Origin of the sequence: Actinosynnema pretiosum (assembly GCF_002354875.1) — a bacterium.
Taxonomy (GTDB): domain Bacteria; phylum Actinomycetota; class Actinomycetes; order Mycobacteriales; family Pseudonocardiaceae; genus Actinosynnema; species Actinosynnema auranticum.
Genome location: NZ_CP023445.1, coordinates 5,922,316 through 5,942,211, shown reverse-complemented (window position 1 = coordinate 5,942,211; position 19,896 = coordinate 5,922,316). Strand labels below are relative to the sequence as shown.

Below are 19,896 nucleotides of genomic sequence, written 5' to 3'. Positions count from 1 at the left end.
CCGACCCCCGAGGGGACCCCCGATGTACCGCACCAACGGCCGGACCATGTCCCGTTACCTGCGCACGGCCCCGCAGGGCGGCGAGCCCAACGGCACCACCGGTGGTGGCGGTGCCGGCACGCAGCCCGCCCCGGCACCGACGGCCGACGATCAGCTCGGTGATGCCGGCAAGAAGGCGCTCACCGAAGAGCGCAAGCAGCGCGGTGCCGCAGAGAAGCGCGCCGCCGCGCTCGAAGCCGAGTTGCAGCAGCTCCGCGACGCGAACAAGAGCGCCGAGGAGAAGGCTCTCGACGCCGCCCGCCGGGAGGGTGCCAACACTGCGACCACGGCGGCGAACGCCCGCCTGGTCTCCGCCGAGGTGCGCATCGCAGCCGCATCGGGCGGGTTCGCCGACCCCGGCGACGCCCTGGCTGCACTGCGCGAGCAGTTGTCCGCGGTAAAGGTCACCGACACCGGTGAGGTCGACCAGGCCGCTGTGAAGCAGCTCGTCGACGAGCTGGCCAAGGCAAAGCCCTACCTGCTCAAGCAGAGCACCACTGGGACCGCGTCCCCGGCGGACGCGGGTATCGGCGCCGGGGGCACCACCTCAGGCGCGCCCGTCGCCCCCGGACTGGGTCGGCTCAGCGCCGCCTACGCGGCCGGAGCGAAGAAGTAGCCCGATTCCCCCGCCCTGGTCGGCCGCTGCCGCCGAGGGGCATCCAGAAAGGACGGAAACCCCGTCATGGCAGTGACTCTTGCCCAGGCCGCCGTGCTCTCACAGAACCAGTTGGCGCGCGGCGTGATGGAAGTGTTCGTGCAGGAATCCCCGATTCTGGACCGGCTTCCGCTGATGCAGATCGAGGGCAACGCCTACTCCTACAACAAGGAGGGGACGCTGCCGGACGTGGCGTTCCGCGGCGTGAACGAGGCGTACACCGAGTCCACCGGTACCTTCGTGCAGGCCAGCGAGTCCCTGGCGATCCTCGGCGGTGACGCCGACGTGGACACCTTCATCCAGCGGACCCGCAGCAACCTCACCGACCAGCGCGCGCAGCAGACCCGCGCCAAGGTCAAGTCCGCCTCCTACAAGTTCCAGGATTACTTCTTCAACGGCGACGTGGTCGTTGACCCGAAGGGGTTCGACGGGCTCCGGAAGCGGCTCACCGGCCCTCAGGTCATCGATGCGGGAACCAACGGTCTGCCCGTGGTCGGCAACGGCGGCTCGGACGCACAGGACTTCTTCGACCAACTGGAAGCGCTGTTCGCGGCTGTTCGCGGTGGGCCGGACGTGGCGTACGCCAACGCGGCGGTGATCGCCAAGATCAAGAGCGCGGGTCGCCGGCTCGGCGGCGTGGAGATGGTCAAGGAGGACATGACCGGCAAGCGCGTGGCCACGTGGAACGGGGTGCCGATCCTGGACCCCGGCACCACGAGAGCTGGCACGGACATCCTGCCGCAGAACGAGACGATGGGCACCGCCACCAACACCAGCTCCGTCTACGCGGTGAAGTTCGGCCAGGACGAGAGCGATGAGGCCGTGACGGGCCTGACCAACGGCGGGGTGGACGTGCGCGACCTTGGCGAGGTCGACGACAAGCCCGCGTACCGGACCCGCATCGAGTTCTTCTGCGGGATGGCGACCTTCGGCGGTCGCGCGGCTGCGCGGCTGCGCGGCGTGCTGTCCCGGTGACGAAAGGAGGTAGCCCAGTGGCTGCCCGCAAGACCAGCAATCAGACCACCCTGGACAGTCACTTGGACCGGCCGTCCGTGACCGCGACCGGTGACGGCCCCGCGGACACCACCGACCCCGCCGAGGTCGCCGTCTCCGCCGTGCCGGACAAGGCGGCGGCGGCCTTGGCCGGACACGGCATGGTCAACGCGGTGATCCCGGTGGGACGCACGGACGCGCAGGCGCCGAGCGCTCCATCGAGGATCGAGACGTACCAGCGCGTTCGACCGGACGGCCAGCGGGTCACCGTCACCCACGACCTGACCGCAGGCACGACAACCGCCACGCCGGTGACGGACTGACGGGGAGGGCCCCATGCTGACCCTGACCGTGCAGGATGTGCGCGACCGCGCGCCGACCGGCACCGTGCTGCCTGGCGACGAGGACCGCGTCGCCGCGCTGCTCGCCGACGCGCTGGCCGAGGCCCGCCGCGTTGCCCCGGTCCTGGTCACCACCGACGACCCGGACGTGCTCCGCGTCGCCGGTGGCGTCGTCTGCTGGGCAGTGCTGGTCCGCATGGGCCTGACCCCCGGCAAGACCGCCGAGCAGTACGGCGGCGAGTACAGCTACGAGCAGGAGCGCGCCAGCGGCGGCGGCATGTTCAGCCTCGACCAGCTCGACCAGCTCCGCAGCCTCACGCCGATGATCCCCGAGGCGGGGGTTTACGAACTGGTCCACAACGGCGCGCACCCGCCGATCGGAGACCCGCGGTGACCACGAAGCGCACCACCGCACCGGTACAGCCGGTACACGAAGTCGTGCGGGTCCGCGACGGCGCAGGGCGGGTCCACCACGCCTCGCGGTGGGCGCCCTGGGTCGTCGCCGCCCTGGCCGCAGGGACGGCGCACCTGATCGACGGGGAGGGGGTGCCCGATGGGCAGGCCACGACTGGACCGCGAGGTGCGCGTGAGCCGTCCGGGCCCGGTGTCGCCGATCCCTGATCCGGTCACCGGTGAGCCGGTACACCTGGCTCCGGTCATCTCGACCGGGTGGGCCGCGATCTGGCGCCGCTCGACGACCGTCAGCGGCAACGCGACCACCACCGCGGCTGTGCGGGTCACCGACCACGGCGCGCTGTTCGAGCGCGCGTTGTCCGGTGTGCTCGTCGCTGGCGCCACGGTGCTCGACCTCACCACCGGCACGCGCTACGTGGTGGACAGCGCCCCCGGCGACCGGGGCGGCTTCCTTGCTGCGGCCTTGGTGCTGATCTCCGACATGCAGGAGGTGCCCCCGTGACCGTGAGCGCCCGCGTCACCGTCTACCCGGAGCAGTCCGTCCGTGAGGCTCTGACCGCGTCCTACGACGGCCGCGTCACCATCGCCTCGACGATCGCGGAGGAAGCCCGCGACACCGCGCGCGTGCTCACCGGTGCGTTCCGCGACGGCATCGGCGTGGTGGCCGACGGTGATCACGTCCGCGTCGTCGACACCGACCCGCTCGGCGCGTTCAAGGAATACGGGACCGCGGACAGCGAGGCGCAGGCGACATTGACCGACGCCGCTCGCCGCCACGGCAGGTACCGCGGCACCAGGCCGAGGCGGTGATCCCGGCGTGCCCTTGGTGCTGCCCTGGTTGGCCGGTGCGGTCCTCGCGCACCTGCGGGCCGACCCGGTGTTCGTCCAGTCCGCGCCTGCGGGCATCGGTCCCCGGACACCGGACCCGCTGCGCGGACCGTTCGCCCGCGTGCAGGTCCCCTCCGTCGCCTCGATCGACGGCCACGGAATCGCGTTCGCCCCGCTGGTGCAGGTGTCCGGGTGGGCTCCACCGAGCAGCACCGCCGACCCCGAGGGGCAGGCGTGGGCGATCGCGGCTGAGGCAGCCCGCGTGCTCGGTGCCGTGCGCGCGAGCACCTGGCGGACCGTCACCTACTCCCTGCGCCTGGTCGACGGGCCGCAGCCGCACGCACCAGACACCACCCGCGGCGCGGGCACACCCCTGTACGGCGCTTTCGTGCGTGCCGAGCTGCGCCTGCAACTCCACGAATGACCTGATTTTCCTTACAGCACAACGCTTTCAGCCCCGCATAGTGCGGGAGTGCAGGAGATCCCATGTCCCAGGCCAACGCCGCGCAGGCGGTGCTGTGGGTCGACGGCGACGCCTGGCGGGGACCAGGCGGGGCGGTCATCCCCGCCGATGTCTTCGGCAACAGCCCGACCACCGGCGACACCACCCCGGCCGCGATGTCCGCATTCGGCGGCGTCAAAGCCGGTTTCAACATCACCCCCACCCAGGACGTCAAGTCGTACGACGTGTGGAACAACGAATCCGGGGGCCCGTTCTTCGAGCACGAGGGGCAGACCACCACCCGAATCCGGTTCCGCGTCTCGCAGTACTCCAAGGCGGCCATCCTCACCAAGCTGCGCGGCGGCAGCATCACCGAGACGACCGCAGGTGCCGGTCAGTGGCGGTGGAACCGTGGCACCGAGGGTGACGAGTTCTCCCTGCTGCTCCAGCTGCGCGGCCCCGGCGGTCGCAAGATGGCGTTCTGGATCGAACGGGCGAAACTCTCCCAGGACCCCGAAGAGATCAAGAACGACGACGACCTCGACGGTTGGGAATTCGAGATCACCTGTCTCGCACCGTCCATCGAGTCCGAGGCCGTAGTACCGCTGAGCAACTGGAACCCCCTCGCGGCATGACCACGAAACCATTGCAGAACAAGGAGAAAGCCATGCCCGCGACCCGCAAGAGCGCCCAGCCTGCCGATGTGGAGGACCTGGGCGCGCTCGTCGTCGCCCGCCAGCTCACCCCGGCACCCAAGCGGCTGTTCGGGCTCGACTTCGCCGTGCGGCGCGACCTGACCCCCGAGGAGTACGTCGAGTACTGGCACACCGTCTCCAAGGGTCAGGACGCCGCATCACTGGCCATGCTGCTCACCGAACCCGCGCTCGCCGAGCAGCTAAACGCCCAGCTCGACGTGCTCCCGCGCGAGCACATGAACGTGATCTTGGCGCGGATCATGCGCACCGCCGGGGTACTCACCCGCACCCCTGCCGACGAGGACCAGGACGCAGCCGAGGGGGTCGACGAACAGGGGGGACGCTCGGCGTCCTCCTGACGGTCCTCGGACCGTGGTGGGACGCCCTGACCGCCGATTTCGCCCGGTACTACCCCTGGTCGCTGCGGAACGCCTGGAGCACGCTGCCTGTCGCCGACTTCCTGGCGTGCGTGCGCGGGCTCCCACCAGAAAGCGCGCTCGCCCGCCAAGAGGGCGCGTGGAGCCTGTTGGAGGAGAACGTGGCGCAGCTGGTCGACGTGGCCAGCCATCTCGCCGAGACCGCGTGGACGGACCGCGTCACTGACCCGGACGACCCCGAAGTCAAGGCAGCCCGCGCACGCACGGCCGGGCGACGGCCCCCCAGGCACGCACCTGTGGTCCCGGTGGCACTGCGTCCGGCCGCGATCGGCGAGCAACTGCTCCGCGCCTACACCGAGCGCCTTGCTGGACTCGGCGCCACCGCCGTCGAACCGGAGACCACGGGGCAGGACGGCGGCCTCGGGTCCGACGGGTTCGACACCCTGGCCGCCGTGTTCGCGGGTCGTCTCCGGCAGCAGTAGGACGGCACACCGCGGGGAGGTGACGATGCCCGGCGGCGCGCTCGACATCCTGATTCGCCCCGATTTCGGCACCTGGCAACGAGACCTCGACACCGGCCTGAACCAGTCCGCAAGCCGGGTCTCCGGTGGCATGAAGACCCTCGGCCTGGCCATCGTGGGAGGTACCGCGCTGGCCGCCAAGGGGTTCACCGAGGCGATCCAGCTCGGCAACGAGTACACCGGTGCCCTGAACGAGATCAGCGCGGTGAGCGAGGCCACCGGGTTCGAGATGGCCCGCGTGTCCGAAGTGGCCAACGAACTCGGCTCCGACCTCACGCTCCCGGCGACCAGCGCCGCCGACGCCGCCAGCGCCATGCGGGAACTGGCCAAGGGCGGACTGGACATCGACCAGGCGATGACCGCCGCGCGCGGCACTCTGCAACTGGCCGCCGCCGCGCAGGTCGAGGCCGCAGAAGCCGCAGGCGTGCAGTCCGACGCACTGAACCAATTCGGCTTGGCCGCCGACCAGGCGAGCCACGTCGCCGACGTGCTGGCCAACGTGGCGAATGCCGCATCCGGCGAGATCATGGACGTGGCGAACGCCCTCCAGTACGTCGGGCCGGTGGCGCAGTCCGTCGGGGTGTCGATCGACGAGGTGGCCTCGGCTATCGGTGTCGTTGCCACGCAAGGCATTCGAGGGGAGCAGGCCGGTACGTCCCTGCGGGGGATGCTGGCCAGTCTCGCCGCCCCGAGCGGCCCCGCGTCCAAGGCACTGGGCGAGTTGGGTATCACCGCGTTCGACGCCACCGGTCGGTTCGTCGGGTTGCGCTCGATCACCGAACAGCTGTCCGAGGCGCAGCAGCGCATGACGCAGGAGTCGTTCGCCGCAGCCGCCGCGACCGCGTTCGGCACCGAGGGCATGACCGTGGCGGCATCACTCGCGGCCAGCGGTGCCACCGCGTTCGATGACATGGCGGAAGCCGTTGGTAGGCAGGGCGGTGCGGCCGACGTCGCCGCCGCCAAGACGGCCGGGCTCGGCGGCGCGATGGACGCGTTGCAGTCGCAGCTGGAGTCCGCTGCGATCGGGATCTACGACGCGGTTGACGAACCGCTGGAGCGCGTGGTGCGCGCGACCGCGACGCGCCTTGACCAGTTGGGCCCGGCGGTGGCCTCGCGGCTGGAAACCACGGTCGCGGCCGGGGAGCTGTACGGACCTCGGTTGGCTGCGGCGATCGAGGCCCGCGCCGACGTCGTCGGTGCTGCGGTGTCCGACGTGCTGGGGCCGCTGGGCACCGGCGCGCTCGAACCGCTCAACACCTCGGTGAACACCGGCATCGAGCTGTGGAACGACTTCACCGGCGTGCTGGACACCACCGTGCAGGCCGCCCGCCCGGTGGCCCGCGAGGTAGGCGAGCTGGCCACCGCATCGGGCGAGGGCACCGGCGTGGTCGGCACCCTGTCCACCGTGGTCGGGGTGCTCGGGGGCGCCGTCGAGGCGCTGTCGGGCGTCCTGGTGCCCGTGGGCAAGGCACTGAGCACTGTGCTGGGGCTGTTCAACGACCTGCCGGGCCCGGTGCAGACCGGCATCCTCGCGTTGGGCGCGTTCCGTCTCGCGCAGGGGCGCCTCGGCGACAGCACCGTGCTGTCCGGTCTGCGGCAGTTCAGCGGCGAGATGCGCACCCAGCAGGCTCTCGCGCAGAGCGGCGGCCAGGAGGTTGGCAAGCTCGGTGCCGCGATGGCCGCCTACCGCACCAGCACCGTGCCCGCGGTGGAGAGCGCGCGCGCGTTCACCGATCAGACCGCCGCTATCCGCGCGGGCGCCGCCGCCACCGGCGAGCCCATCGGGCGCATGTCCGCCGCGATGGGCACGCTCGCCGAGCGTTCGCCAGCGCTCGCAGCGGTCCGGGGCAGCTTCGAGCAGGCCGCCGTTGGTGCGACCCGGTTCGGCACGGCTGCGGGGGTCGCTGCGGCCAGCGGCACCGCGCTGCGGGTGGGGACCGGTGCGCTGGTGTCCGCCCTCGGTGGGCCGGTGGGCCTGGCCATCGGCGGTGTGGCGCTGGGGCTGTCCCTGCTATCCGGCCGCCAGGAAGCGGCGGCGGAACGGGCTCGGCAGCACAGCTCGGCGGTGGACGCGCTCGCGGCTGCGCTGAGCGAGTCCTCCGGGCGCATCACCGAGTCGGTGCGCGCGCACCAGGCGCAGCAGCTCCAGTCCGAGAAGGTCGCCGAGTCCGGGCGGACGGTCGCTGACGCGGCCCGCGCGGCGGGGATCAGCCTGTCCGATCTGACCGAGGCCACCCTCGGCAACTCGGACGCGCTCGACGGGGTGCGCGGCCGGTTGAACTCGATCATTCAGGAGCAGACCCGCTGGGTGACTAACAGCACCGGATGGAAATCCGGTGTCGTCAGTGAGACGAAAAGTCTTACAGAGCAAGGAAAAGCGGCACAAGACCTGCTCGGTGAGATCGACGGGCTGGCCCGGCAGTACCAGGAGGCTGACCAGAAGCAACGCGACCTCGACCAGGCGCTACGCGAGGGCCGGGCATCGATGGTCGACGGCACGGCGTCCGGTAGGGAATTCGCCGCCGCGATGGGCGTCCTGGCCGACGAGACCGGCAGCGCCGACGACAAGGCCCGCGCGCTCAAGAACGCGCTCGACGCGCTCTCGGGCGGCTCGGTGGACCTGGTGGCCGCGCAGTCCAGGATGCACGAGCAGTTGGCTCGGTTGTCCGAGAAGTTCGGTGAGAACGTCGACCGCACGAAGGGGTGGGGCGGGGAGCTGCTGACCGCGCAGGGACGCTTGGACACGACGCAGGAGAACGCCCGCGGGCTGCACAGCGTGTTGACCGACCTGCGCGATGCCACCGCTGACACCGCGCTGAAAACCTACGAGCTGGCGCGGGCGCAGGGCGAGGACGTCACGACGGCGCTGGCGAAAGCGGGTGCCGAGGTCGCCAGCGCACGTGACGGGTTCTACGCGGCGGCCGAGGCTATGGGCATCGGCCGCGCCGAGGCCGAGGCGCTGGCGAACCAGTACGGGTTGCTCCCCAGCCAGGTGGTCACGCTGATCGATGCCCAGGACGTCGACAAGACCACGCTGGAACTCCAGTTGCTCAAGTGGCAGGCCGAGCAGGTACCGGACCGCCGCAGCATCACGGTGGAGACGCTGTCGGACCAGGCCGTCGAGCGGTTGCGCGCGGTCGGGCTGGAAGTCAACAACGTGCCCGGCGGCAAGGAGATCGTGTTGCGGGGCAACGATTCCGACTTCAATCAGAAGATCGCCGCCGCCACCGCACCGGCCACGAAGTACGTCACGGTCATCTACACCAGCGGCAAATCCATGCCCAACGGTCCGATGGCGGTCAACCACGACGGCAACCTGCTCGCCCCGTCCGTCGTGGCCTACGCCGACGGCGGCATCCACCCGCTCACGCCGATGCGCGGCGGGTGGGCTCAGTTCGTCGATCCGAACACCTGGCGGGTGATCGGGGACCGGATGACCCACCGGGAGGCGTACATCCCGGTGAACGGGTCGACGCGTTCGACCGGCATCCTCGCCGAGACCGCGCGGTTGATGGGCTACGACCTGATCCGCCGGTTCGCCTCGGGCGGGCTGGCCACCCCGGCAGCGTCGGCGCCGGTACCCGCCAGCGCTGCCGCCACCGGCGTACCGGTGATCACCAACAACATCTCGGTGCAGCGCAACCAGGACGCACACGTCATGGCCGCGGTGATCTCCAGCACCGCCGCGTGGCAGGCCCGCACCAGGCGGTAGGAGGTGATCGGATGGCGCGTCCCATCACGCGGCCGACGTGGTCGGTGGACGGGTGGACCGGCAACGCGATCGACGACGACGACACCGCGTGGTTCGTGCACACCGATGCCGGGTGGTTCGGCCCGGTCGAGGTCCGCTCCGACGACACCGACCGGGCCAACTACCACGGCACCTACTCCACCGCCGAGCAGTGGCGGACCGCGCGCGTGATCACCCTGACCGGGATGTGCGCGGCCCGCACGCCCGAAAGGGCGGACCGGGCCGTGAACACGTTCAACGCACTGTTGAGCCGCGGTGCCGCGCGCCTGGTCGTCGCCGAGCCCGTGCTCACCAAATCCGCCGTGGTGCGCAAGGTGGCCGCACAGCTCGAACGGACCTCACCGACCCGGTTTGACTGGCAGCTGGTGTTGACCGCGGCAGACCCGGTCAAGTACGGGGCAACACTGCGCGCCTCGACCTCCCTGCCGCTGGCCGGTGGCGGCCTGGACTGGGAATCCGGACGTGACTCGGTGACGCGGGTGAACCTGGCGCGCAACCCGGTCGGATGGCCTCACAGCACTGTGCAGTGGTTGCCGCACAACGACAAGTCGGTGTCATCGAGCAGCGAGTACACGACGGCGATTCCCGGCGTGGACGCGGTGCAGACGACCGCCAGGGCGACGTGCACGGCGGCGGGCCCGATCGGTTCGCGCCAGGTCGTTCCGGGGATCATCGCCGGACGGCGGTACGTGGTCTCGCTCTGGGCTCGGCACACCACCGGCGGAATAGCCACGCTCTCGCTGGCCTGGCACACCGAAGCCGGTGCCGACACCGGCGTCGGCACCGGCGACCGCATCGAGGTCCCCTTGAACACCTGGGGGCCGTGGACACCACTGCACCTGGCCGCGGATGCACCACCGGGCGCGTCCGCGGTCACGGTGTCGGTGAGCGTGGCCTCGGCCGAGGTCGGCGAACTGCTCGACACCACGGCGCTGCTGGTGGAGGAACACGCCAGCGGGACAACCGACCCCGGCCCCTACTTCGACGGCCACAGCACGGGGTGCGCCTGGTCCTCCGAGCCGTGGGGCAGCACGTCCTACGACAGCCCCGTCGGGCTGGACTGGTCGGGCGGCCTGGACTGGGGCGCTCCCGCCAGCACCGGAAGCATGGTGCTGGCCAACAGCGGCGGCGCCGAGGTCTGGCCGGTCTACACGATCACCGGCCCCGTGACCGCCCCGCGTCTGTACCTGCCCAGCACCGGGGAAACGCTTCTCTACAGCGGGGTCCTGGCCGCAGCCACCGACACCACGCCTGCGGACCGGCTCGTAATCGACACCCACCCGCACCGGCTGACCACCTGGCTCAACGGCCGCGCCGAGCGCTACCTCGACGAGGCCGAGTGGTGGCCGATCCCGCCCGGTGAGGACGTCCGAGTCGCGTTCGGCAGTGCCGACCCCGCGCCCACGAGCGCGACCGCCGAGGCCGAATGGGCGCCCGGCTGGTGGTAACCCCGCCCCCGCTTCTTCCCACCCCGTTAGGAGGTGTCGCGTGCCCACAGGAGCCGACCTCGATCACGTCTGGACCCTGCAAGGCCAGAACAGCGCACGCAGCGGCCGTCTGCACGACGCCGCGATGCTCTACCCCGGCGTCGGTGGGCCGATGGCCTACCGGGACGGCGTGCTCGTCTCGGCGACCGACCCGACCGACGGTATCGTCAACGATCTGCGCATCCTGCCTGCGGCCGGTACTCCCTCGCGGAGCCTGCGCGTCCTGCCCGGACAGTGCATCGTGACCCCCAGCGGCACCGGCCCCTACCTGGCGACGCTGGAAGCAACCGGCCTGATCACGCTCGACGAAGCGCACGCCACGTTGCCGCGCGTGGACTCCGTGTTCGTGCGCGTGCAGGACGACGCGGTGGGCGGCGGCGGCATCACCCGCGGCACACTGCACCCGGTCACCGGGGAGCCGGCCTCGACGCCGGTGGCCCCGCCCACCCCGTCGGGCTGCTCCCGGATCGGCGACGTGACCGTCCCGAGCCTGGCCACGATGCCCATCACCCAGCTCGGCGGCGCGCAGATCATGTTGCGACGCAAGGGAACGACGTTACGCGGGGGCGCGCGCTACCTCCTGGAAGACGACAACGCCGCCGAGGCCGGGCCGCACATCGGCGCCGAACGCATCCACGCGCGGATGCTCCAAATCTGGACCGGGTCCGGGTGGGACACCATCCGGCGGCTCGGTGACACCCGCCCCTCGCTGACCGCCGTGCTACGCCGCGACGACGGTCAGGAGATCGTCAACGGCACCGGGCGGGATACCAACCTCGGAATTTTCCAGGCAAGCACGACCGGCACCGGCTGGAACACCTCTTACCTGTCCCGCGGCGCCAGCCATCCCCGCGACGGGCTGTGGTGGCTGGAAATGTCGTTGCTCAGCGACGTGGCCAGCGCGCGCTACATCGACGCCTCTTTCACCCAGGTCACCAACAGCGGAACGACCCCGCACAACTTCCCCACCAAAGACACCGCGACGACCGGATTCGGCGGCACCGGTGGTACCAGACTGGTCCGGGTACCACCGGGCGAATCGCTGAGGGTGCTGTTCGACGCCTACAAGAACAACGCCCCGGACGCGCGCATCCTGTCGGGCTCGTACGTGCGGCTCGTGTGGCTCGGTGAGTCGTGAGGCGGGCGTGGACCTGCTACACCGTCGACACCGTCACGGGCAGGATCATCGGAACCCTGCCTTACCGGGGAACGCTGGGGTGGGAGTTCGGCGTCAACCTCGGTGGCCAGGTCCAGGTGAGCGTGCCCGCGCGCCAGCTCGACCGCGGCCCGCGTGCGCTGCGCACGATGGTCGAACCCTGGCGGACGTCGCTGGTGCTCGCATGGGGGCGATACCTGGTGCAGGGCGGACCGATCATGACCCACCGGTGGGACGACTCCAGCGGCACGCTGCTGGTGGGCGCCGGGGGGATGTGGGCGGTACTCAACCGCCGGATTCTCAAGGCGGCCGACCATGACGGACCGATCACCGACGAGGCCGCCGACGTGGTCCTGTCGGGACTGAGCCTGCACGGTGTCGCCGTGCGCCTGGTCCAGTTGGCCACCACCGGACCGTGGGGCGCACTGCCGATCGCGTTCCCCGAGCCCGGCCCCGGCACGACGACGCGCACGTACTTCGGGTACGACCTGGCCACCGTGGGGGAACGGCTCATGCAGCTGACCCAGCTCGACCACGGACCCGATGTCGAGCTGCACCCCCGATGGTCGACCCGGCCCGGCCACGTCGAGTGGGAGCTACGCATCGGCGCTCCCCAGCTCGGTGTGCGTCAACCACAGCAGGGCGTGCGGTACGGCGCCGGGCTGCGGCACCTGTCCGTGGACACCGACGCCAGCGCCACCACGCACGACGCCAGGACACCCGGACAGGGCATGGAACGCGCACAACCGGTCGGCCGCGCGGCGGACATGACGTTGCCCGCAGCGGGTCACCCGCTCTTGCAGAGCATCGACCGGACGCACACCTCGGCCGTGGACGTCGCCACTTTGGACGGCCACGCCGCCGCCACCCTCGCGCTGCACGGGCACCCCGTGGAGACCTGGACCGGCACGGTACGGGTCGACGGCGCCATTCCCGGCGGTGATCACGCCGGTGTGGGGTTGGGGTCGTTCGGCGCCGGTGACCAGCTGAGCATCGGGGTACACCGCCACGCCTGGATTCCGGACGGCCAGTACACCCGCCGTGCGATCACGATCAGCTCGGCCAGCGCTCCCGACGAGTTCGACGTCCTGTTCGCCCCCGATGTGGAGGTGGCCTAGTGCTCACACCCCCCTCGCACGACGACCTACAACGCCAGATCGACCAGGTGCGCGCCGAGCTTGTCGAGCTGTCCCGCCGCACGCTGCGGTCGGCGCGGATCTCCGGCGGTGGGCTGTCGATCACCGACGGCGCCGAGCTTTCGGTACTGCACCACGAAACCGGGGCGTGGCTGCTGCACGTGGGCAACGGCATCGGCCCTGATGCCGGGAAGTACTTCTTCACCCTGCGCCGCGACGACGGGTCACCCGCCGTCGAGATCGGCACCGCCACCGGCGTAGCCGCAGGAGAGCAGTACTGGTCCCTGTGGGATCGTGCCGGGAACGTGGTCGCCAGCGACGATGTGGTGAGCGGGTCGGGGCTGGCGCGGCCGTGGGTGCCGATGCCCACCACGACCATCCTGTCCAGCAGCATCCCGACCACGGCGAGTACGGCGTTCGTGTCCGTGCAGAGCACCGGGTGGGTGCTCAAGCAGCAACCTCTCGCGGCGCTCCAGGCTGTGCTGCTGTCCACCGGCGGCGCGACGGGGAGCGCCAGGTACACCGTCAACGGGGTGCAGGTGGGCCCCACCTTGCCGATCACCGCCGGGCAGTTCGGCTGGACCTCGATCCAGAACGTCGACCTGCCCGGCGGCTACAACAGCTATGTGCGGCTGGAACTACAGGTTCAGCGCATCAACACGGCGGGCGCGGTGGGCGGCGTTTTCGTTGCCACCCAACGACAATCACTGTGATGGCGGCGGCACCGCGTTCGGGCCCGGCTCACTGCGGGGCATCGGCTGCGGCTGCGGGGTGATCCCCGGTGGGTTCACCTCGGGCGGTGGCGGCGGGCCGGGGTCGACCGGGTTCAGCGGCGGGTCGACCGGCTGCGGCTCCGGCTCGGGCTGCGGCTCGGGCTCGGGCTCGGGTGCCGGGTCCTGTGGCGGATCGACGGGTTGTGCGGTGGTCACCGCTCCAGTATCCGCCGGTACCACGGGCAAGGGCGCCTCGACGACGCTGCTCGTCGTGGTCTCGGTGGCGCTGCTGCTGGTCGTGCTCGCAGGCACCACCACCAGCTCGGCCGACGTGCTGGCCGGGGTCGACCCGCTCACCGGGTTCGCACCACCGGCGGCCACCGCCGCCGCGATGCTGCCGCCGAGCACGAGCACGGCGACCGAGGCAGCGGTTACTACCGCAGCCCTGCGCTGATTCATCCAAACCCCCTGATCAGGACCTATAAGAGTGCCTGTTGATCACATCGCGCAACGAGGTTCGCACGCTACGTCCGTCACCCGGTTGCAGTAGAGGAGGGGTGATGCAGGACCTCGCCACGCTGCTCACGGCGATCGCCGGACTGGTCACCGCTCTCGGTGGGGCGTTCGCGTTGGTCGTCTCCACCCTGCGGGTGTCCAGGCGCGAGCGCCCCGCTGCCGCGCGCCGCGTCGCCGAGGCGCTGGCAAAGGCCGCCGACGACGGCGAGATCACAGCCGACAAGCTGGCCGAGGCACTGGAGTACATGCGAGAGGAGGAGACATGACAGAGGATCGCATCGGCGCGGCCGTCCGCCAGGCCGCCGACCAGGCTCGAGACGACGCAGGACACCGCGGCATCCGCCTGGCACTGGCAGCGCTACTCGTCGGCCTGGCCGTACTCGCCGGGGCTGTCTGGTCCGGCTGGCGCAGCATCGACGCATTGCGGGACCGAGCCGACGCGAACGCGGTGGTCGCGCAACAGCTCGCCGAGCAGATCCGCGCCGACGGCGGGACCCCCGTGGTCCAACCGCCGCACCCCGCCGAGCAAGGCGCCCCCGGCCCCGCAGGGGAGCCTGGCGCTGCGGGAGAGCCTGGCCCACAAGGACCGGCCGGGCGAGACGGCCGCGACGGCGCGATACCGCCATGCCTCACCGAGCCCACGCAGTGCCGCGGCCCGACCGGGCAGCCCGGTGCCGACGGGGTGGCCGGTCCAGCGGGTGAACCCGGCACGGACGGGACACCGGGCCCCGCTGGTGAGCCCGGTCCGCCAGGACCCACCGGGCCCCCGCCGACGAGCTGGACGTGGGTCGACGCCGATGGCCGCACGCAGTCCTGCACCCGCGACCTGTCCTCAACGGACAACACCCCGACCTACACGTGCACGGCACCGTCCAACGGGCCACCGGGCACCACCACGAACACCAGGAGGACACCGTGATCTACGGAGTCGACGTATCCGCATACCAGCCGGGTTTCGACTTCGCCGCCGCGCGTTCCGAGGGCTTCGACTTCGCCTTCATCAAGGCCACCGAGGGCTCCACCTGGCGTTCACCGAACTACCACGACCAGCTCGCCCGCGCCCGGTCCGCCGGGATGCTCGTCGCCGCGTACCACTACATGCGCGGCGACGACGTGGGCGGGCAGCTCGGGAACGTGCGCGCGGTGGTGGGCACCGACGTGCCCGTGGTGCTCGACGTCGAGGACGGCGCGGGCCACCTCGGCACCATCCGGGCGCTCGTCGACCGGCTGCGCGCCGCCGGGTACCGCTCGCCGCTGATCTACCTGCCGCAGTGGTACTGGTCGGGCCGCATGGGCTCACCCGACCTGTCCGGCCTGCCGCCACTGTGGCACTCGCGCTACCCGGACAACGTGGTGCGGCGCAAGGAGCAGTTCGCCCTCGGGGGCGAGTACTGGCCCAGCTTCGGCGGGCTGCGCACCGAGATCGCCCAGTTCACCTCGTCGCTGGCCGTCGCCAACTACCCGAACGGGCGAATCGACGGCAACGCCTACCAAGGCACCCGCCAGGAACTCCAGGACCTACTAGAGGGAGAGAACATGCCCAGCGCACAGGAGATCGCGCACGCGGTCGTCGACGAGATCGAGCGACGGCGCTACGACACCGACGGCGACGGCCAGCCCGACCGGTCGATCATCAACAACACCATCCAGGGCATGTGGAGCGCACAGGGGGCCGAGGCCGCAGCGCGGGACGCGCTCGCGGCGGCACAGCGCGCCGAGGCGACGGGCGCCGGTCTCCAGGCCGCCGTGACCACGCTGGCCGAGGCCGTGGCGGCGGGCCGGTCCGACCTGACCGCCGCCGAGATCGAGGCGGCGGTGCACCGGGCGCTGACCGAGGGCCTGGTCGCCGTTGACCTGACCATCAACGCCCGCCCGACCGAGGCCGCGGAGGTGACCGGTGAGCGCTGAGCAGGTGGAGCGGTACCCGCTGCGCGGGATCGGCAAGAGGCTCGCGGCGACGCTGACCGTGCTCGGCGGCACGGTGGGCGCGCTGGCCACGGTCGGCGCGATCACCGCCGAGCAGGACAGCGCCGTGCGGGCGCTGCTGGCGGCCGTGGCCGCGCTGCTGCCCGCCGTGACGGCGGCGCTGACCGCGTTCGGCGTCGTGCGCGCGGGAGAGGAGGTCGTGACCCCGGTCGCCGACCCACGCGATGATGCAGGACGCGCGCTCAAGGCGGTCACCCCCCTTGGGGACAGTGCAACTTTCCGGCACCTCTGACCAGCAGGAAGCCCCACGCAGTCGCTGACTGCGTGGGGCTTTTCCTTCACTTTTCGACCGGCAGGGGTGGGGGACCGCCGTCGAGAGGGTCCTCCCCATCAGACAGTTCGGCTCCTTGGGATGGGCTGTCAGGCGCGGGCTCTCCGGGCGGGGAGAGTTCCACTGGAATGCCAGGAAGCCGATCGGGATGCGCCCTATAGGGCGGCAAGATCATTCGCACGATCTCCACGAACAGACTGCCCACGCCCTCCAGTAACTCCCGCAACGCGCGGATCGTCTCGACACGCTGAGACCCCTTGGTCCCGCTCAGAGCGACGGCAAGTACGAGCGCCAACCCGGCTAGGAGCACAGCGCAGACAACCCCGAGGGCCACCGTCACACCCTGTACCGGATTCGCCAAGTAGTCAGATGAGAGCACGGCGCGAGGCTAGCGCAGCCCGGCAGCAGAGGGGGCGATTCCAATTAATGACTGTGCCAGAGGAAAGTCTTCTAAGCAACTTTAAAACCTAGACATAAACACTTTCGGGTGAAAAATGTTTCGAACGCATATTAAGGACTCCCGCATCTGCTAGAAAGCGGAAGTGCAACACGAAAGTTGCGGCTTGCCCGGAAAGATGTGACCCGAACCGCAGCGGCGGGTAGAGCGCCCTTCCCCGCCAAACTGCGGCCTACAAGCGTCGACGCACGCTCAGCCGATGTGCGCCCACCGCGTCCCGGACGCAGTCCCTCGCGGGCGGGTCCGACAAGGAATTCCCGGTGCGCGAGGCGCAAATAGTGCACATCACCCCTGCCGCTCTACCCGGATAGGGCGGGTATGCTGCTGTGCATGACGACGATCAGGCAGATTGACGCCCGCATCAAATCGCTGCAAAACCGCCTTGACGAGGTCTCTGGAACGCAGGACCTCATCGTGGAGAAGATGGCGTCGGACATCGAGGAGATCCGCCGGGGGATGTCGCTCATCCTCGCCATGCTGTCGCGTGATCCCGAACTCGCCAAACTGCTCACCCCCGACACCCAGGAGCCCTCCAAGGACCAGCAGGGGTGAGCTTCACCAGCAGTTTTGCCGAAGCTCACCGTCCCCGCCGCCGGACAAGGAACCGGCGGCGGGGACGACACCAATTCAGCTCACTTCTTCTTCTTGGGGTCGGGTTCGTCAGGCTGGACCTGGTCGTTGGCGGGCTTCGGGTTCTTCTCGGTCGGGGACTTGATCGAGGCACCCTTGCTCAGACCGGTGTTCGGCCCCGTCCCCGCCTTGCCGGTTAAGTCAGAACTCGCGTTCTTCCCCTTCGGCGCTTCTTCCTTTTTTCCGTCGTCCTTGTCTTTGTCCTTTCCCACGGTTTCTCCTTCCTTCGTGCGGGATTTTCGCCTCCCGCGTGCTGGGCGTTCGTGGCGATCAGGGCGGGGGTCTGCACGGCGGTCGTACCGCGCAGACCCCCGCCCTGTCGTCCCGCAGGTCTTCCCCCTGTCGCCCTGGAGATGACCTGCGGGGAGGTGGCGCGCGGTGCCCTGGTCCGCGCGCCCGGTGTGCGCGGGCCGACAACGGGGTGATCGGCCCTGCACGAGTCGTTGTGGTCAGTGGGTCGAACGTCCTCGGGCGTCCGGGCCATCGAACGCGATCGTGCTCAGCCGGGTGAAGCGCGCGGCGTAGACGGCCACCTCGCCGGGGTCGGTCAGGACGATGCCGCCGCTCGGCGTCTCCACCAGCACCGAGGTGTCGTCGAAGATCCGGTAGCCGACCTCACGGCCCGGAGTGAGGGCGGCGTTGGGCAGGACGCCCACCAGCACATCCCTGCGGCTCTGCGCCCTGGCGATCACGTTCCGCTGGCCGGGCAGCAGGGTTGCCCACTTCGGCATGAGCAGGACGTTCTTGCGGCCGTAGACCTCTTGCGGCAGATCGGCAAGGCCGGTGAGCGCGAACACCCTCACCAGCTTGGAGCGCGCGTCCAGCTTCACCGTGTGCAGGTCCCCCGGCCACACACGCCTCGACCGCATGGTCCGGTAGCGGGTCACACTGATCGCCTGCGCGAGTTCCAGCGCCCGTGCCCCCTCGTCCCGCGGCAGGTCGTAGAGGGCGACCAGGTTCTCCACGTCGGCGGGGTCGGCCCTGGCCAACCCCCGCTCCAGTTTGGACAGCTTCCCCTGGCTGATCCCCGCGCGTTCGCCCGCGACCCTGCCGCTCATCCCCTGGTTGTGCCGACCAGCGCGCAGCAACCGCCCCAGGACGTCCTGCATGGCCGCGATCGACTTCGGCGACCTGTCGGACACCCGCGCGCCGCCCCCCTTCCCGTCGTGTCCGGGGTCCTGCGTGGTCATCGTCGCCCCCACTCCAGCAGCAGGGCCGTGGCGCTGATCGCCGGCGGGTTCGGGAGCCACACCGTCCGGTCCGGGGCGTACTGCTCCCGGCGGGCGGCGGCGATCACCTCGTGCGGCACCCGGTGCGCCCTGCCCTCGCGGACGTGCTGCACCGCCAGCGGCGCCCACCCCTCGTGGGCCCGCCCGCGCAGCAGCCCTGCGGACAGCAGCAGCACGGCGTCGACGGCCCCGGCCGCGATCGACTGGACACGGCCCGAGTCGGGCGCGGTCATCAGGGTGCCGCCGTCGCCCACCCCTAGGGGACGCAGCCACTTGTCGCTGACCACCACCCGAACCTGCTCGGCCGGGCCGGTCCACGCCGCGTCCACGTTCCGACCCCCGCCCCAGGACGCCACGCTCAGCCAGCAGTCCGGGCCGTCCCACCCGTTCTGCCAGTTCGACTCCAGCCGCAGCCTGCTCGCTGCGGTGATCAGCCCCGCACGCGCGCCCTGCTCCAGCGCCACGCCCGCCGCCAGGCGCGCCGCCGCCTCGGCGGTCTTCCGCGCCGCCGGGTCCTGGCCCAGCGCGGTGGCCAGCGCCACCGCCCACCGGCCGTCCTCGGTCACGATGTGGTGGTGGGCGTCCCGGTTCCACAGGTGCTGTCCCTGGTCGCTGGAGTGGTAGACCTGCGGGCGGGCGCGGTCAGCGACCGCGACCGTCGTCCTCGTCGCCGTCATCGCTGTTTCCATCGGTCTCCACCTCCGGGGAGAGTCCTGCCTCGGCGTGCGCTGCCCAGCGGGCCATGAAGTCGGCCTGGTCGTGGTCTCCGCGCTTGAGCGCCTGGAGAGCCTGCTTGCCCAGCCGGGCGGCGGCGGCCTTGAGTTCCTTCTCGGGGGTCAGGTCATCGGGGGTGCCGCTCACGATGCCCCCGACCGTCGCTGTCCCACCGCCGTCACCGGGGGCTCGGGTGGTTTCCCGTGCCCGTCCGGTCGTGGCAGGTCGTGCCCTCCTCGCAGCCCGGACGCCCCGCCGTCACCGGGGGCTCGGAGGTCTCGGCGGGCTCGGGCTTGTCGTTGGGCACGGTGGTTCCTCTCCGGGTAGGGCTGGCCGATGGAGCAGGGCCAGCAGTTCACCCCGGCTCACGGCCGGGAAGGTGTTCCTGCTCAGGACGGGATAGACCGGGTTCTCCAGCAGATCGGCGACGTCGTCGCCGATGACGTCCATCTCCACGGTCGGGGCGTCGTCGAACCACACCGCGCCCGCGCCCGCGTCGACGTCCGCGCGGGGTTCCTGCCGCGGCCACACCGGCACCGCCTCCG

The 19,896-nt window shown here is 70.8% G+C and carries 25 protein-coding genes; 19 read left to right on the top strand and 6 right to left on the bottom strand.

Annotated features, from left to right (window positions below; genetic code table 11):
• Positions 1-22 precede the first annotated feature (22 nt).
• The 15 genes from CNX65_RS25110 (at position 23) to CNX65_RS25040 (ending at position 13,548) form a co-directional block, all read left to right on the top strand.
• Positions 23-655 carry a hypothetical protein gene (locus CNX65_RS25110; protein WP_096495972.1) on the top strand — a complete coding sequence of 211 codons (633 nt, stop codon included), beginning with the start codon at positions 23-25 and terminating at the stop codon, positions 653-655.
• A 66-nt stretch (positions 656-721) separates the two neighbouring features.
• A complete protein-coding gene (locus CNX65_RS25105; RefSeq protein ID WP_096495971.1) occupies positions 722-1,669 on the top strand; it encodes a major capsid protein in 948 nt (315 codons plus the stop codon).
• 17 nt (positions 1,670-1,686) lie between these two features.
• Positions 1,687-2,010, top strand: coding sequence for a hypothetical protein (locus tag CNX65_RS25100; RefSeq protein WP_096495970.1), 324 nt, complete (start codon positions 1,687-1,689; stop codon positions 2,008-2,010).
• A gap of 13 nt (positions 2,011-2,023) precedes the next feature.
• Positions 2,024-2,422 (top strand): hypothetical protein, encoded by a 399-nt coding sequence (locus CNX65_RS25095; protein WP_096495969.1) that lies wholly within the window; start codon positions 2,024-2,026, stop codon positions 2,420-2,422.
• 159 nt (positions 2,423-2,581) lie between these two features.
• Positions 2,582-2,944, top strand: coding sequence for a hypothetical protein (locus CNX65_RS25090; RefSeq protein WP_157767847.1), 363 nt, complete (start codon positions 2,582-2,584; stop codon positions 2,942-2,944).
• On the top strand, positions 2,941-3,252 hold the full coding sequence (locus tag CNX65_RS25085) for an HK97 gp10 family phage protein (protein ID WP_232520000.1): 312 nt from the start codon (positions 2,941-2,943) through the stop codon (positions 3,250-3,252). The genes CNX65_RS25090 and CNX65_RS25085 overlap by 4 nt, the downstream gene beginning before the upstream one ends.
• A 7-nt stretch (positions 3,253-3,259) precedes the next feature.
• Positions 3,260-3,694, top strand: coding sequence for a hypothetical protein (locus tag CNX65_RS25080; RefSeq protein ID WP_096495967.1), 435 nt, complete (start codon positions 3,260-3,262; stop codon positions 3,692-3,694).
• Between the two features lie 62 nt (positions 3,695-3,756).
• Positions 3,757-4,347 carry a hypothetical protein gene (locus CNX65_RS25075; RefSeq protein WP_096495966.1) on the top strand — a complete coding sequence of 197 codons (591 nt, stop codon included), beginning with the start codon at positions 3,757-3,759 and terminating at the stop codon, positions 4,345-4,347.
• Positions 4,344-4,766, top strand: a complete 423-nt coding sequence (locus CNX65_RS25070; RefSeq protein ID WP_157767846.1) for a hypothetical protein — start codon at positions 4,344-4,346, stop codon at positions 4,764-4,766. The genes CNX65_RS25075 and CNX65_RS25070 overlap by 4 nt, the downstream gene beginning before the upstream one ends.
• 167 nt (positions 4,767-4,933) lie before the next feature.
• The gene (locus CNX65_RS25065; protein ID WP_157767845.1) at positions 4,934-5,266 is read left to right on the top strand and encodes a hypothetical protein; all 333 of its coding nucleotides are present in this window, start codon (positions 4,934-4,936) and stop codon (positions 5,264-5,266) included.
• 25 nt (positions 5,267-5,291) lie between these two features.
• Positions 5,292-9,017: a phage tail tape measure protein gene (locus CNX65_RS25060; RefSeq protein WP_096495963.1), complete on the top strand. Its 3,726-nt coding sequence runs from the start codon at positions 5,292-5,294 to the stop codon at positions 9,015-9,017.
• An 11-nt stretch (positions 9,018-9,028) separates the two neighbouring features.
• A complete protein-coding gene (locus tag CNX65_RS25055; RefSeq protein ID WP_096495962.1) occupies positions 9,029-10,504 on the top strand; it encodes a phage tail family protein in 1,476 nt (491 codons plus the stop codon).
• Between the two features lie 40 nt (positions 10,505-10,544).
• Positions 10,545-11,681: a hypothetical protein gene (locus CNX65_RS25050; RefSeq protein ID WP_096495961.1), complete on the top strand. Its 1,137-nt coding sequence runs from the start codon at positions 10,545-10,547 to the stop codon at positions 11,679-11,681.
• Positions 11,678-12,817 (top strand): hypothetical protein, encoded by a 1,140-nt coding sequence (locus tag CNX65_RS25045; RefSeq protein WP_096495960.1) that lies wholly within the window; start codon positions 11,678-11,680, stop codon positions 12,815-12,817. Before CNX65_RS25050 ends, CNX65_RS25045 begins: the two co-directional genes overlap by 4 nt.
• The gene (locus CNX65_RS25040; RefSeq protein WP_096495959.1) at positions 12,817-13,548 is read left to right on the top strand and encodes a hypothetical protein; all 732 of its coding nucleotides are present in this window, start codon (positions 12,817-12,819) and stop codon (positions 13,546-13,548) included. The genes CNX65_RS25045 and CNX65_RS25040 overlap by 1 nt, the downstream gene beginning before the upstream one ends.
• On the opposite strand, the gene CNX65_RS35715 is transcribed toward CNX65_RS25040, so the two are convergent.
• Complete coding sequence (locus CNX65_RS35715; RefSeq protein WP_157767843.1) at positions 13,540-14,007, bottom strand: hypothetical protein; 468 nt, start codon at positions 14,005-14,007, stop codon at positions 13,540-13,542. The genes CNX65_RS25040 and CNX65_RS35715 overlap by 9 nt on opposite strands.
• Positions 14,008-14,108: 101 nt before the next feature.
• On the opposite strand from CNX65_RS35715, the gene CNX65_RS25030 reads away from it, so the two are divergent.
• The 4 genes from CNX65_RS25030 to CNX65_RS25010 all read left to right on the top strand — a co-directional run bounded on the left by CNX65_RS25030 (position 14,109) and on the right by CNX65_RS25010 (position 17,330).
• Positions 14,109-14,330 (top strand): hypothetical protein, encoded by a 222-nt coding sequence (locus CNX65_RS25030; protein ID WP_096495957.1) that lies wholly within the window; start codon positions 14,109-14,111, stop codon positions 14,328-14,330.
• A 649-nt stretch (positions 14,331-14,979) separates the two neighbouring features.
• Positions 14,980-15,972 carry a glycoside hydrolase family 25 protein gene (locus CNX65_RS25020; RefSeq protein WP_096497988.1) on the top strand — a complete coding sequence of 331 codons (993 nt, stop codon included), beginning with the start codon at positions 14,980-14,982 and terminating at the stop codon, positions 15,970-15,972.
• Positions 15,962-16,282 (top strand): hypothetical protein, encoded by a 321-nt coding sequence (locus CNX65_RS25015; RefSeq protein WP_096495955.1) that lies wholly within the window; start codon positions 15,962-15,964, stop codon positions 16,280-16,282. The genes CNX65_RS25020 and CNX65_RS25015 overlap by 11 nt, the downstream gene beginning before the upstream one ends.
• 826 nt (positions 16,283-17,108) lie before the next feature.
• Positions 17,109-17,330 (top strand): hypothetical protein, encoded by a 222-nt coding sequence (locus tag CNX65_RS25010; protein WP_157767841.1) that lies wholly within the window; start codon positions 17,109-17,111, stop codon positions 17,328-17,330.
• An 80-nt stretch (positions 17,331-17,410) separates the two neighbouring features.
• Here the strand turns inward: CNX65_RS25010 and CNX65_RS35705 are convergent, their stop codons facing one another.
• From CNX65_RS35705 to CNX65_RS38000, 5 genes are all read right to left on the bottom strand, one after another.
• Positions 17,411-17,620, bottom strand: coding sequence for a hypothetical protein (locus CNX65_RS35705; RefSeq protein ID WP_157767840.1), 210 nt, complete (start codon positions 17,618-17,620; stop codon positions 17,411-17,413).
• A 237-nt stretch (positions 17,621-17,857) separates the two neighbouring features.
• Positions 17,858-18,598: a Scr1 family TA system antitoxin-like transcriptional regulator gene (locus tag CNX65_RS25005; protein ID WP_096495953.1), complete on the bottom strand. Its 741-nt coding sequence runs from the start codon at positions 18,596-18,598 to the stop codon at positions 17,858-17,860.
• Positions 18,595-19,314: a hypothetical protein gene (locus CNX65_RS25000; RefSeq protein ID WP_096495952.1), complete on the bottom strand. Its 720-nt coding sequence runs from the start codon at positions 19,312-19,314 to the stop codon at positions 18,595-18,597. Before CNX65_RS25000 ends, CNX65_RS25005 begins: the two co-directional genes overlap by 4 nt.
• On the bottom strand, positions 19,280-19,498 hold the full coding sequence (locus tag CNX65_RS24995; RefSeq protein WP_096495951.1) for a hypothetical protein: 219 nt from the start codon (positions 19,496-19,498) through the stop codon (positions 19,280-19,282). Before CNX65_RS24995 ends, CNX65_RS25000 begins: the two co-directional genes overlap by 35 nt.
• Before the next feature lie 31 nt (positions 19,499-19,529).
• Entirely contained in the window at positions 19,530-19,658 is a 129-nt protein-coding gene (locus CNX65_RS38000; protein WP_256373273.1) for a hypothetical protein, read from the bottom strand.
• Between the last annotated feature and the right edge of the window lie 238 nt (positions 19,659-19,896).